Annotated in this window: 11 protein-coding genes, 1 pseudogene and 1 other annotated feature; of the genes and pseudogenes, 2 read left to right on the top strand and 10 right to left on the bottom strand. The window is 60.9% G+C overall.

The window, feature by feature from the left end; genetic code table 11:
* Window positions 1-12 precede the first annotated feature (12 nt).
* From HAQ05_RS13630 to HAQ05_RS13585, 10 genes and pseudogenes are all read right to left on the bottom strand, one after another.
* Window positions 13-966 (bottom strand): FecR domain-containing protein, encoded by a 954-nt coding sequence (locus HAQ05_RS13630; RefSeq protein WP_190421437.1) that lies wholly within the window; start codon window positions 964-966, stop codon window positions 13-15.
* A complete protein-coding gene (locus HAQ05_RS13625) occupies window positions 963-1475 on the bottom strand; it encodes a sigma-70 family RNA polymerase sigma factor (protein ID WP_190421435.1) in 513 nt (170 codons plus the stop codon). Before HAQ05_RS13625 ends, HAQ05_RS13630 begins: the two co-directional genes overlap by 4 nt.
* A 290-nt stretch (window positions 1476-1765) precedes the next feature.
* Window positions 1766-3001: an acyl-CoA dehydrogenase family protein gene (locus tag HAQ05_RS13620; RefSeq protein WP_190421433.1), complete on the bottom strand. Its 1236-nt coding sequence runs from the start codon at window positions 2999-3001 to the stop codon at window positions 1766-1768.
* Between the two features lie 30 nt (window positions 3002-3031).
* Window positions 3032-4327: an LLM class flavin-dependent oxidoreductase gene (locus HAQ05_RS13615; protein ID WP_190421431.1), complete on the bottom strand. Its 1296-nt coding sequence runs from the start codon at window positions 4325-4327 to the stop codon at window positions 3032-3034.
* A 71-nt stretch (window positions 4328-4398) separates the two neighbouring features.
* A complete protein-coding gene (locus HAQ05_RS13610) occupies window positions 4399-5403 on the bottom strand; it encodes an ABC transporter substrate-binding protein (protein WP_190421429.1) in 1005 nt (334 codons plus the stop codon).
* 27 nt (window positions 5404-5430) lie between these two features.
* Window positions 5431-7848: a TonB-dependent receptor gene (locus HAQ05_RS13605; RefSeq protein ID WP_190421427.1), complete on the bottom strand. Its 2418-nt coding sequence runs from the start codon at window positions 7846-7848 to the stop codon at window positions 5431-5433.
* A gap of 129 nt (window positions 7849-7977) precedes the next feature.
* Window positions 7978-8829: pseudogene (locus HAQ05_RS13600) on the bottom strand (DDE-type integrase/transposase/recombinase).
* Window positions 8436-8552 (bottom strand) — a sequence feature (AL1L pseudoknot). It overlaps the preceding pseudogene by 117 nt.
* Before the next feature lie 249 nt (window positions 8830-9078).
* A complete protein-coding gene (locus tag HAQ05_RS13595) occupies window positions 9079-9717 on the bottom strand; it encodes a hypothetical protein (protein ID WP_190421425.1) in 639 nt (212 codons plus the stop codon).
* Window positions 9707-9934 (bottom strand): hypothetical protein, encoded by a 228-nt coding sequence (locus HAQ05_RS13590; protein ID WP_190421423.1) that lies wholly within the window; start codon window positions 9932-9934, stop codon window positions 9707-9709. The genes HAQ05_RS13595 and HAQ05_RS13590 overlap by 11 nt, the downstream gene beginning before the upstream one ends.
* A gap of 176 nt (window positions 9935-10110) precedes the next feature.
* Window positions 10111-10704, bottom strand: coding sequence for a cupin domain-containing protein (locus HAQ05_RS13585; protein ID WP_202988071.1), 594 nt, complete (start codon window positions 10702-10704; stop codon window positions 10111-10113).
* A gap of 166 nt (window positions 10705-10870) precedes the next feature.
* Between HAQ05_RS13585 and HAQ05_RS13580 the strand changes: the two genes are divergently transcribed.
* Together HAQ05_RS13580 and HAQ05_RS13575 are read left to right on the top strand one after the other, a co-directional pair.
* On the top strand, window positions 10871-11539 hold the full coding sequence (locus tag HAQ05_RS13580) for an amino acid ABC transporter permease (protein WP_190421421.1): 669 nt from the start codon (window positions 10871-10873) through the stop codon (window positions 11537-11539).
* A gap of 17 nt (window positions 11540-11556) precedes the next feature.
* Window positions 11557-12312: an amino acid ABC transporter ATP-binding protein gene (locus tag HAQ05_RS13575; protein WP_190421419.1), complete on the top strand. Its 756-nt coding sequence runs from the start codon at window positions 11557-11559 to the stop codon at window positions 12310-12312.
* Window positions 12313-12318: the final 6 nt, after the last annotated feature.

Raw genomic sequence — 12318 nt, 5'->3', positions numbered from 1 at the left:
GGCCAGAGGTGATTAGAGCGGCTCGATGCCGACCCAGTACGGGCTGTAATAAGCGACCTTGATCGGCAGAGAGCGCTGCAGCAATTGCAGGGTGCTGTCAGTGTCGTCGAGTGGATAGATACCACTGAGGCGCAGGTGCGCGACCTCAGGCGCGACGCGGATGATGCCTCGTCGATAGGCTCGAAGGCTTTCGATCACTTCACCCAGGGGGCGGTCATGCACCTCGAGCTTGCCCTTGGTCCAGGCACTTTCGGTGCCATCGCTGGCAGCCAGTTCGAGGATGCGCCCGGCATCGAAGCGTGCGCCCTGACCGGCTGAGACCACCTGACGCGCGCCGCCAGCGGTGGCGATTTCGACTTGCGAATGCAAGACCACCAAGCGCGTGGCATCGTCCTCCTGGCGCACCAGAAACCGTGTACCCAGGGCGCGCATACGGCCCTCGGCAGTTTGCACGATGAAGGGCCGCCCGGCATCCTTGAACACATCCACCAGCAGTTCGCCGCGGCGCAGCAGCAGCAAGCGCTGATTGCCGTCGAAACGGGTTTCTACCAGGCTGCGAGCGTTGAGGATCAGGGTGCTGCCATCGATCAGTGTCAGTTGCCGCCGCTCATCGGTGCCGGTACTCAAGTAACCGGGGTTGGGCAGCCAGCCCACATACCTGGCCAGCAGGCTGAGGCCTATCGCGCCCACCCCCAGGCCCAGGCTAGTGCCCAGAAAGCGCCGGCGACCGGACGGCGCATTGAGCGTGTGCAGCAGGTTGTCACGCGGGATAAGCCGAAGCTCCCCGGCACGCATGGCCTGGGCACCCATACTCATGCGGTCGAATACCTCGGCGCGGCGCGCATCACCCGCGCGCCAGTCGGCGAACGCCTGCAGCTCCTGGGGGCTCGCCTCGCCGGACTGCAAGCGGACCATCCACAGTGCGGCTTCATCGATCAGCGCTTCGTTGGGGCGCGACGTGCTCATACCTCCGCCATGGCCAGGTAGCAGCGCTTGAAAGCATCGGCCATGTACTGCTGCACGCGGCTGGTTGAAACCTCGAGGCGTTCGGCGATTTGCGCGTAGCTCAGGCCATCGAGCTGGTGGTACAGGAACGCCGCCTTGACCCGCGACGACAACCCTTCAAGCAGCCGATCGACCTGCAGCAGGGTTTCGATCAAAACCTCCCGTTCCTCTGGCGAGGGGTATACGGCGTCGGGCATCCAGGCCAGAGTCTCGAGATAGGCACGCTCCAGGTCCTGGCGCCGCCACCCGTCGTATATCAACCGCCGGGCAATAGTGGTAAGCAAGGCCCGTGGCTCACGGATGGAGGACGGGTCGGGCAGCGCCAGCACCCGCAGAAAGGTTTCCGATGCGATGTCCTGCGCGCCGTGGGGGCATCCCAACGCGCGCCGCACACTGCCGCATAGCCAGCTGTAGTCACTCTTGAACATCTGAGCGACCAGCGCGAAATCCGACTTGCTGTCAGCCCCCATACCTCACCCTCCCCCCGCTCGCCAAATTGTTGCCACTCGCGCTTGGTCCAACGAAAGCCCGTCCAATTCACGACGTGAACCGAAAACCGCGTTCGCTGATGGCCGACACTTTGCCGAATTGTGCAGGACACTGGAAGGAATTAAAAAAACGCTGAGTCATGCAAAATGACATAAGTAAAATCGGGCGAATGCCAATATCGGCGGTCACACAGGCGCCGCCCAACAAGGTCCCTGCCATGTAGACAAGCCATCGCCTACTTGCGGTAAAGTTCGCCCCGAAGGGCGGACCTTCAACCGATATCGGTAAACGGATAGCCGAGCGTGAACGGGTCGGGCTTCTTGCCATTGAGCACTCGGTTGCCGAGGGTAAAGTACTTCCAGCGCGTGCCGTCGTGAAGGCTATGGGTGCGGCTATTGCGCCAGTGCCGGGAAAAGTTGTGTTCCTCAAGAGCGGAATGGGTCCCGCCCAATTCGAACAGGCGCTGCGCCGCCGTCAAAGCGAATTGTTCGGTCACGATCTTGGCGTGGCAGACCTTGTGCAGCGCATCTACGGCGGCGTGTTCGGTCAATTCGGCATATGCCAGGTCCAACTGAGCGGCGGCGCGCTGCACCAGCGCCTCGGCGATCTCGTCGAGCAGGGTAATTTCCCCGACTGCCCTGATGGTGAAGAAATCCTCGGTGGCGGCCTGGGCATTGCTCCCGCGCGGCGGATGCGCGTGCTCGCGGATGAAGCCTAGGGTATCGCGTACTGCGGCCCGGCCAATGCCCAATTCGATAGCCGAATGCAGTACATGAGCCAGGCCGGACAGCCGCTCATTGGAACCATCACCCTTGCCCTGCGCTTGGAGGATGTCCGCAGGGTCAATGACTACGTCGTCCAAGGTCACCCGGCCACTGGCGGTGGTGCGTTGGCCGATACCTGTCCAGTCATCGAACACCGTGACTCCGGTAGTACGGGTGGGCAGGAAGACAAAACGTCGCTCGTCCGCGAACACCGCAGGCACATAAAACCAGTCCGAATACTGCACCCCGGTGGCGTAGAACTTCTCGCCATTGAGCAGATACCGGCCATGTTCATGGCGAAGGCTGCTCTGGACGAACCCGGCAACATGCTTGGGACCTTCAGCCGAGGCGTTGCCGAACAGATCTCCTTGTTGAATGCGCTCGATAAAAAACGGCCTCCTGGCCGGCAGTGCACTGTGCAGGATCAACCCCACCGCCGACCAGTGCACCAGCGCGACCTGGGCGACCGAGGCATCGGCCTCGGCCAGAATGGCAGTCACTTCAGCAAGGGTCGCCATAGACACATCCGCGCCAGCGTGTTCACGGGGCAACTGCAAGGCGCCGAGCCCGGACTGACGAAATGCCTGCAACGGCTCCCAGGCCAGGATGCGGTGGCGATCGCGCTCAGACTCGCCCTTGCGCAGCTCTTCGGCGAGGCGGCGGGCCCGCTCCAGGATCCGAGCAGGGGAATCGTCGGCCAAGGGAACGGGTTCTGTCGCTTGAACGCTCTGGGTGTAAGTCATCGTGGTTTCCAATCAAAAGGGGGTTGGCAATCAGCCGGCCAGTGGCGCCAGGCCGAGGTGCCCGCGCAGGTTCGAAGCTTCGTAGGCGGTGCGGAAATAACCAGCGTTCTGCAATTCGGGCACCACGTGCTGCAGGACGCTGGTCACGCCTTGCGGTACGTAAGCGGGGAGGAAGACGAAGCCATCGGCTGCGCCCTGGTCGAAATACTCGATCATCCGTCGCGCCACCGTCTGCCCGGAGCCGGTGACCACCCAATGGCCAGCAGACAGGGCCTCGGTCTCGATGAGTTGGCGCATCGTCAGCCGCTCCACTAGGGCCAAGCGCTTGAACACGCCGAAGCGGCTCTGTCGGCGATTGATGTCGTGTTCCTCGACAAAAATCGACGGCGGCAGCGGCTCGTCCAGCGCCAGGCCGGTCAGGTCGGCGCCACCGAGGATCGCCGAGAGCCGTAGCCGCCCGTAGTCCTCCCGCAGGCCTTGAGCAAGCTCGCTGCGCACCTGCTGGGCGGCCTCCTCGGTCGCGCCGACGATGGCGTTGATGCCCACCAGCACCTTGATCTGGTCAGGGGAGCGCCCATAGGCGGCTGCCCTGGACTTAATGTCGTGGTAGAACGCTTTCGCCTCAACCAACGTCGGCTGCGCGGTGAACACGACCTCTGCGACCCGCGCCGCCAGATCGCGGCCCTGCAGCGATGACCCCGCCTGAACTAACACTGGCCGCCCCTGGGGTGAACGCGGAATGTTCAACGGCCCTTGGATACTGAAGTGCGAGCCGCTGAAATCGATGCGGTGGATCTTGCTTTCGTCGGCATAGATACCGGTTTCGGCGTTCGCGATGATGGCGTCGCTTTCCCAGCTGTTCCATAGCTGCGACGCGGCCTCGACGAACTCCGCCGCTTGCGCGTAGCGTTGCTCGTGATGAGAGATCTGGTCGAGGCCGAAGTTCTTTTCACCATAGGCCGAGGTGACGATGTTCCAGCCGGCGCGGCCATTGCTCAGGTGGTCCAGCGAGGCAAACTGGCGGGCCAGATTGAACGGCTGCGAAAACGACGTGGAGGCCGTACCGATCAAGCCGATTTTGTGCGTGACCGCCGACAACGCCGACAGCAAAGTTAACGCCTCTAGGTATCCGTCGGCCGAATAGGTCGCGGTGCCCCAGCGGCCGACCGCGTCAGCCAGAAAAAGGCTATCGAGACAGGCTTGCTCGGCCTCACGCGCAATGTCCGCGTGCAACGAGAGCGAGCGCAGTTCATGCACTCGGCTGTCTTGGTGGCGCCATCCGGCAGGGTGGTTGCCGATGATGCCTATCTGCAGCATCAGGTGCATTTGTCTTGGCTTGGCCATTTGTATCGTGCCTTTGCTGAAGAGGTGAAGCGCCGTTGCCGCCGCGGCTTGCACTAAGGCTGCACGACCGTCGAAGCGCTGAATTGGTTGGTCCAGAGTGCCCTGACGTTGATCTTTTTCTTCAACGCACCCGCGCTGTAGAACAGGTCGGCGACCTTCTGCTGGGCGGCGAGGGACTCGTCGTTGATGGACACGTACTGCCAGCGATTGCTAGCCCAGTAATAGGCCGCCCGCTCGGGGCTCAGCTTGAGCGTCGAGGCGATAATGGCCTGGGCCGCTTGCGGGTTGTCCAGGTACCACTTGTGATAGCGGCCGAAGCGCACCAGCAGGTCAGCTATCGCATCGTGTTTGTCTACCAGCGTCTGCGGCCTGGCCACCAGCACAGCCAGGTTGGGCACCCCGACCTCCTGTGACGTCCACATGACCTTGGCCTTGCCGGCTTCGACCAGGTCTCGGATCGAGTAGTAATCGTCGCTCAGGACGTCGACATCACCGCGCACGAACGCCGAGGACGCCACGTAGGCATCAGTCATCTGCGCCGGTTTGATGTCCTTGGGTGTCAGCCCGGCCTTTACCAGTGAGGCCACGTAGAGCGCATAGGGCGTGCCGCCGAAATTGAATGCCCAGGTCTTGCCCTTCAAATCCTTGGCGTCCTGGATATTGCGGTCGGTACGCACCGCGGTCACCAGGCCGGGCAACAGGTAGTCCCATTGCCAGCTGGCGAAATTGACGAGCTGGGCGCCTTCGGTGTTCCAGTCCCTGGACGAATTGGCCGCCTCGAAATCGATGGCGGTATCGCCGATGTAGGCGACATCGATGGCCTTGGCGTACAGGGCGGTGATCTGCGCCGCCGAACCCGGCAGAATGGCCCACTCCAGATCGAACGAGGCGCCGTCGAAGGCCTTGGAGGCGTCGGCCAGCCGTTGCGTGACCGGTTCGTGCATCGCCACGATCAACTTCTGCCGCGGCGGTTGAGCCCAGCAATTCGCCTGGCCACTCAAGAGGCCCATCACCAGCAACAGCGTGGGCGCGAAACGGGAGCGTAAAAGGGGTTTCATACTTGCACCTGTGCGGTAGGCCGGCCGTTAAAAGAAGTCATAACGCAATGACGCTTGCAGCGATCGCGGCGGGTTGTACAGGTCGATGTTCCAACCCAGCGAAGGAGCATTCAGGTTGGTCACATCAAAGGTGCGGTTGAACAGGTTGCGTGCCTCCAGTGCCACGGTCCAATGGCCATCAGGGGTGTTGTAGTCGACCCCGGCGTCGACGTACGTCTGGGTCGGCACACGGAAGGTATTGGACGGGTCGGAGTAGTTCTTGCCGATATAGCGCACCGTGCTGTTGGCGTGGATTTCGCCGGGGATCTCCACGGGCACTTTATAGTTCAGCCGCGTGCCCCCGCTTACCCTCGGCGCCGAGGGCAGTTCGTTGCCTTTGTAGTTGGTCTCCCCCAGTGGGTTGAGGAATTCCTGGATCTTGGAACGCTGCAGTGCCCCCCAGACCGACCAATCCAGATTGCTGGTCAGGCGCGCGGTGGCGTCGAACTCGAGCCCGTAGATCTTGGCCTTGCCGGCATTGACCGTGGTCGTGCCGGGGATCTCCACGCCGTTGACGACGACGCCGTTGAGGCCCGCGTGGTAATCCTTGTAATTGCTGTAGAACACATCGGCATTGAGCTGCAGACGGTCATCGAAGAACTTGCTCTTAGCGCCGATTTCATAGGATGTGACTTTCTCCGGGTCGAGCAACACCGAGGAGATCGCCTTACTGACCCCTGTCGGGCTATAGCCCCCGGCCTTTTCGCCCTTGGTCACGCTGGCGTAGGTAAACAGGTGGGGACTCCAGGTGTATTCGAGCCCCACTTTCGGCGTGGTGGACGTGCGCTCCATGTGCAGGTTGCCGGTATCGAACACCTGGTCCAGGTACTGTAATCCCTGGTTGGAATTCCACAGGCGATTGCGGTAATCCTGCTTGTCGCGACTCACTCGCAGCCCCGCGGTCAGGCCGAGCTGGGAGGTCAGCTTGTAGGTGCCTTGGCCGTAGAGACCGAAGTTTTCGTTGCGGATATTCGCCACTTGCCGCGTGTAGGCTTCGTCGTACCAGGAGGGGCGTCCCGCCTGCAGGTTTTCCGACATCGCCAGGGCGCCCAGCACGTAGTTGAAGCGATCGTAGTCACCCAGCAACTGGAACTCTTGCGAGCGCTGGTGATGTTTTACATCGATGTCCCATCCCGCCACGTCGGTTGGCTCGCCGTCCAGAGGCATGGGGTTGGGGTTGAGGTCCAGGCCGCGGTAGGCGGTGATGGACTTCAGGCTGAGGTGCTCATCTAACTTCTTTACGACCTTCAACGTGGCACCGTCACTGGTGTCATGGACGCGGGGATTAGTGTTTTCGTAGGTATCCCGTGGATCATGGCGGGTCCCCGGATAATCGCGGGCGATGCCGGTCGGGCTGTCCGAATGATCCAGTGAGTAGTCCACCGACAGCACTGCCTCGAGGTCCGGCGACGGGGTGAAGCGCAATTTCACCCGGGACACGGTGCTGTCGGAGGCGTCGACGTAGCGGCCCAAGGTATGATTATAGGTATAGCCATCTTCCTTGTACCGGCCGAACGCGATGCTGCCGTAGAGCAAGTCCGGGACCAGCTCATGGGAGGCGTAAAGCTTCACGCCCTGGCCGTCGCGGCTGGCGCCGGTCACCTGCACCCAGGCCGCGTTGCCGGTGGGGTCGCGGGACACTAGCTTGATCGCGCCGCCGCTGCTGCTCTGCCCGTACAAGGTGCCCTGTGGCCCACGGAGCACTTCGACCCGCTCGATGTCGGGAAAGCTCAACTGCAGGCCGTTGCCGAACTGCCGGGAAATCCACACATCATCGACATACAGCGCCACCGCGCTGGGGTACAACGCGCTGTCGGTGCCGACGCCACGGATGTAGAAGCTGCCGCCCGCACTCGATCCTTGCCAACCACTGGGGGCCAGCAGGTTGGGCGATATCGCGTTAAGGTCGCGCCCCAGTGGCTGAACACCCCGTTGCAGCTCTGCGCCGCCCACCACGCCAATGGCCACCGGTGTGGTTTGCAGATCGGAGGCACGGTGTTCCGCCGTTACGGTGACCTTTGGCAGCGCCGGGGTAATACTCGTGGAGTCCGGCTCCGTCGCGGCCGGCTTCACGACGGGCGTGATGACCACCGTCTGATCATGTTGCTCCTCCTGCAAGCCCGAGCCTTGCAGCGCCAGCTTCAGGGCCTGCTCTGGGCTCAGGGCGCCGTGAATTGCCGGAGCCCAATGGGCGTCGACCAGCGTTTGGTCGAAGGAGATAGCAGACCCGATCTGGCGCGAGATACTCAACAGCGTCTGGTCAAGAGGCCCGCTGGCAATGTCGAATTGTTGCACGTCGCCCGCCCCATCGCGGATAGCCTGCGCCTGTGCCGAGCCGAAGGAAGCCAGCGCAATCGCCAGCGAAAGAGTCCCCACGGGGTGGCGGTCGCGATTGATCAGATGCATGGGTGCTACCCTTTGCTGTGTGTGTAAAGGGTTGTGCAACCTGACGCAGGCTTTTATAGAGGGTGAGTTAGATCGTTGAGCTACAAGGTTATAACCCACATGCGACAGTTTTAATTCACATGCAACAGTTTAGGTTCTCAAAAACCAATGGTTGTACCAGTGCACCCAGTCCAGGGTCGCCATTTCAACCGCTTCTCGACTCTTCCAGGACTGACAGTAAATCAGCTCAGTCTTGTACAGCCCGTTGATGGTTTCAGCCAAGGCGTTGTCGTAGCTATCGCCCTTGCTGCCGACCGAGGGCTCGATGCCGGCCTCCACCAGCCGCTCGGTGTAGCGGATTGAGACGTACTGGCTACCACGGTCGCTATGGTGAATCAGACCACCCATGCGGTGCGGCTGACGGGCGTACAGGGCTTGTTCCAGGGCATCGAGCACGAAGTCGGTCTTCATGCCTTCACCGCACCATAGCACTGCCTGTTGGTGTCCCATACGCGCTGGACCTCCAGGCTCAAGGTCTCATCGCGCTGAGCACGGCAACAACGCCGTTGCGGGTTAAGAAGTTGGGCCGCATGCCTGCGGTAACCGGACGGGGCGATCTGCAAGATGCGACAGATCGGCTCGATCCCTAGACGGTCACGGTATTGATCGACAAATGCCCTCGGAACTTGGTGCGGCGGTCGAGCTCCGCCTGGGCAAAATACGCGCTGGCCAGACGCAGGATCTCGTTGGCTTACGCAGCTCGCGGTTCTCGCGTTCCAGGGCCTTGATGCGCTCGCGCTCCTCGCTGGTCTGACCGGGGCGCTGCCCTACGTCGGTCTGATGGCGACGAATCCAGCCATGCAGGGTTTGCGCTACACAGCCAATCTTCGGGGCAATGGCCTCAATGGCCGCCCACTCGGACGGGTAGTCGTTCAGATGCTCCACAACCATTCGCACGGCACGTTCACGGGCTTCAGGGGAGTAGGTCGTCGTCTTTTTCATGGTCTCATCTTCTCAAGAGTTGAGGCCTCCACGAAACCCGGGGCGATTCACTATTCAAAGTCCAGATTTGGATGCCATAGCTGCAGGTGTCCGATCACGCTTGATGGCAGAGTCGGTCTTGCTAGACAGCATCAAGGAATGGTTGAGGAATTTAGCCCTGGCCAGCTACAACAGTGTCACCCTACGTGGATCGGACGACGCCAAATTGCCCAATGTAGGCACGTTCAACTGGGACCTCACCGCACCGAGTTACAGCACCGCGCTGGCCGAGTGGCGGAAGGGCGAACTGACACCTGGATTCATCGCATGCGATGTACTTCTCACTGAAAACGTCAGCGCCACCGCGATAAAGCCATTTCTACACAAGGTCAGAACCCTTGAAGCCTTGAGCAACATTGGTCGCGTCATGTTTATCGTGGTTGGCACACGTTTCGATAACGACGCTTTTTCAGAGCTGAGGTCAGCGGGTGTGATACCCGCTACGCCCGAATCTCTTTTTGGCAAAGAGATAGCTGCAGCCTTCCGTGACTTGATAAAAACCTTGAAAGACGCCGTGCAGGGCGTGGTTGACTCCGCCAAGTTCGACGACGTCATCACCCGACTTGGCAAGCTTGAGGGCGCCTTAGGGAATATGCGGGGCCCTTTCTTCGAGTTGCTCATTGCCTCGAAGCTCATCGCGCTGACGACGAATACGGCAGGCTGCGTGAAAGCGGTGTCGGCGAGTCTGCCGGCATCTTCGAGCAACTCGGCTAGCCGCAGGCCCAGCAGTGTCTCAGCGATTTCGGTCATCTCGCGGAACCTGGGTAGCAGCTCCAGCCCCATTCCGGGAAATTGCGAGCCTTGGCCAGGAAAGGCGATTGCCAGCGCGCCAGGTCGTTCAAAGTTCATGCAGCACCACCTTCGGGCGTGCCGCAGGCTTTTGCCTGCGTGCCACATCGTGGGTTGGGTTCAGCGAAACCAGGCCTTGGATACGCAGGACCGGACTCATGTCCTGAGCAAGAAACTCGAAATCGTGGGTCACGCTCCGGGCGGTTTTTTCGCGGCGCTGGCAGCGCACGTAGGCAATCGCCGCGTGCGGGGACAGCCGCTCGACCCTCTCGGCCATCCAGGGTACCCAGGCCGGACCTGCCCCCCGTCGTCGAGCAGTAGCGCGGCCTGCAGACCGGCGTCGATGATTGCGGGCGACAGTGGGAGAGCGAAGCTGCGCGCGGGCAGTACAGTGGGCCGAGAGCGGAAAATTAAAAGCGCTATCGGCCGCATCTGCGGACCTGCAACACGTCATCAGAACGTCGGCGGCGTATTCACCCAGAGTATCCGCGCGGTCACCCGACCCGGATTGCTGTAGTGATGCTTCTGGTCTGACGGGAACCAGAACGAATCGCCAACTTGGAGCAGGTGACGCTCGTTTTCCACGATCAGTTCCAGGCAGCCATCGAGCACATAGCCCAACTCTTCACCTTCGTGGGTGATCGCGCCGTCGCTGCGAGCGCCCGGCTCGATGATGTGAATATTGACTTCGAGCAGCGCTCCGGTTTGGGCAGGGGCGACCCGTTCCAGTGCGACGCACGGCGAATGATCCGCCTCGCCAAGCCGAATGACTGGCCGTTCGCCTGCGCGGCGCACGATACCTTCGGCCTTGGGGGCTTCGAATAAAGCGCCAATCGTGGTCCCCAACGCAGCGGCCAGCGAATGTAATACCCGCAACGACGGCATCGCCGTGCCCTTCTCGACCTTGGAAATCATGCTCTCGGAACAGGCGGCAATCTCAGCCACGTCCTTGATTCGCAAACCTTTATTCAAGCGCATTGCCCTTAACCGCAAGCCCAGCCCGGCGTCGGCCGCCGCTACACCCGTACTCCCCAGTTTGCTTTCCAACGGCAATTCCCCGCTTCTGACAAATGTGTTGTTGGCACAATTCTAGCTTGAACCTAATTCATGTACATGAATAATACTATTTCGGCACACCAGCACGCATGCACATGAAAGCAGGTGGTCGAGTGATGCTCCGGGCACACACGCGCTTCGATACAAAGGGTGATTCATGAGCAGTTACGAATGGCAGTTCACGATCTTATTTCAGTATTGGCCAATTTTCCTGCGCGGCGCTCTCACCACGCTCGAAATAACCTTCGCCGCCACCGCATTGGGGTTATTGATCGGTTTGCCCGTCGGCGTGCTCAGGCAGGCTAGATCGCGCTGGGTACGCTTGCCGGTCTCGGTTTACGTTGAATCGATCCGGGCCACGCCGGCCCTGGTGCAAATCGTCTGGATTTACTACTGCTTCCCGATTCTGTTCGGCCTGCAGATGAGCGCCGAAGTCACCATGATCGTGGCGCTGGGCATTCACACCGGGGCCTACGTGGCAGAAATCGTCCGCGCCGGGATCAACGCCGTTGATCGGGGCCAGTTCGCGGCGGCCAAGTCCATCGGGATGAGTTCGCTGCTGGCTCTGCGGCGAATCATCCTGCCCCAGGCCGGGCAGAAGATGATCCCGCCCTTCATTAATGAATTCGCAAACATCATGAAGCTGTCGACCCTCGGCTCGACCATTGCCGTCTACGAGTTGTTGCAGGAATCAAACAACCTCATCGCCACGATCTACCGACCGCTGGAGATCTACACATTCCTGGCCCTGGTGTTTTTCCTGATTACCTACCCCTGGATACTTCTATCCCAGCGTTTCGAAGCCCGCCTGCAACGGCGCGCCTGAACACCTCGGAGGGCAACATGTTAAGCGTCAAACACCTGAGCAAATCATATGGCAACTTGGTGATCCTTAAGGACATCAGCGTCGAAATCGGCGCCAACGAGGTCGTCGCGGTAATTGGTCCGAGTGGTTCAGGCAAAAGCACACTGCTCAAATGCCTCAACTTTCTAGAGCCCTACGACGGTGGCGAAGTCCGTTTCGAGGGCACGTTGGTCGGCTATCGGGAACACAGCGCCGGCAAGCACCTGGCCAAGGAAAAAGTCACTAATCTGCTGCGCGCCCGAATAGGCATGGTGTTTCAGAACTTCAATCTGTTTCCTCACATGAGCGTGATCGAAAACCTGTTGGAAGGACCGGTCCAGGTGTTGGGTGAAAACAGGGCCGAGGTCGAGCACCGTGCCCAGGCGTTGCTGCTGAAGGTCGGGCTGCAGGATAAGGCACACGCCAGACCGTCCACGCTATCCGGTGGCCAGCAGCAACGCGCCGCCATCGCCCGCGCCCTGGCCATGCGCCCCCGGCTGATGCTGTTCGACGAGCCGACATCGGCGCTCGATCCGGAGCTGGTCGGCGAAGTGCTGAGTATCATCGCCCAGCTCGCGACAGAAGGCATGCCCATGGTGATCGTCACTCACGAAATGAGCTTCGCCCGTGAAGTCGCCAGCCGGGTGATTTTCATGGAGGGGGGGGAAATCGTCGAAGAAGGGCCTCCCGAAAAGATCTTCAGGCAACCGGACAACCTGCGTACTCAACAATTTCTTTCCCGAGTTCTACATTGAGGTTTT

Origin of the sequence: Pseudomonas typographi (genome assembly GCF_014694385.1) — a bacterium.
In the GTDB taxonomy this organism is placed as follows: domain Bacteria; phylum Pseudomonadota; class Gammaproteobacteria; order Pseudomonadales; family Pseudomonadaceae; genus Aquipseudomonas; species Aquipseudomonas typographi.
The sequence above is the reverse complement of the archived record's forward strand: the minus strand, read 5'-3'. Positions and strand labels throughout refer to the sequence as shown.